This is a genomic window from Streptomyces anandii JCM 4720, assembly GCF_014650655.1.
Lineage (GTDB): Bacteria > Actinomycetota > Actinomycetes > Streptomycetales > Streptomycetaceae > Streptomyces > Streptomyces anandii.
In genome coordinates, this window is record NZ_BMVJ01000083.1 from 1 (window position 1) to 1,143 (window position 1,143).

A 1,143-nucleotide genomic window follows, 5' to 3' on the forward strand; every position below is an offset into this window, starting at 1 on the left:
CTGGCCCGCCATCCGCTGCGCGAACTGGTCACCGCCTCCGAGCCGCTGCGGCTGCTGGTCGAGCGCGAGCGGGCCCTGTTCGGGTCCTGGTACGAGTTCTTCCCCCGCTCCGAGGGCACGCCCGAGCAGCCGCACGGCACGTTCGCCACCGCCGCCCGCCGCCTGCCCGCGATCGCCGCGATGGGCTTCGACGTGGTCTACCTGCCCCCCATCCACCCCATCGGCACCACCTACCGCAAGGGCCGCAACAACACCCTCGACCCCACCCCCGACGACGTCGGCGTGCCCTGGGCCATCGGCTCCCCCGAAGGCGGCCACGACGCCGTCCACCCCGCCCTGGGCACCCTGGAGGACTTCGACGCCTTCACCGCCCGCGCCGCCGAACTCGGCCTGGAGATCGCCCTCGACTTCGCCCTGCAGTGCTCCCCCGACCACCCCTGGGTCTCCAAACACCCCGAGTGGTTCCACCACCGCCCCGACGGCACCATCGCCTACGCCGAGAACCCGCCCAAGAAGTACCAGGACATCTACCCCGTCGCCTTCGACGCCGACATGGACGGCCTCGTCGCCGAGACCGTGCGGATCCTGCGCCACTGGATGGCCCACGGGGTACGCATCTTCCGCGTCGACAACCCCCACACCAAACCGGTCGTCTTCTGGGAACGCGTGATCGGCGAGATCAACGCCGCCGACCCCGACGTGATCTTCCTGGCCGAGGCCTTCACCCGCCCCGCGATGATGCACACCCTGGCCCAGATCGGCTTCCAGCAGTCCTACACCTACTTCACCTGGCGCAACACCAAGCAGGAACTGACCGACTACCTCACCGAACTGTCCGGCGAGGCGGCCGCCTACATGCGGCCCAACTTCTTCACCAACACCCCCGACATCCTGCACGCCTACCTCCAGCACGGCGGCCGCCCCGCCTTCGAGGTCCGCGCCGTCCTGGCCGCCACCCTCGCCCCCGCCTGGGGCATCTACAGCGGCTACGAACTGTGCGAGAACACCCCCCTCAAACCCGGCAGCGAGGAATACCTCGACTCCGAGAAGTACCAGCTCAAACCCCGCGACTGGGCCGCCGCCGAACGCGAGGGCCGCACCATCGCTCCCCTCATCACCCGCCTCAACGACATCCGCCGCCGC

General features: G+C 69.9%; 1 pseudogene. It reads left to right on the forward strand.

Going from position 1 to position 1,143, the window contains the following annotated elements:
• A pseudogene (locus IE249_RS35395) lies at window positions 1–1,143 on the forward strand (alpha-1,4-glucan--maltose-1-phosphate maltosyltransferase); the annotation flags it as partial.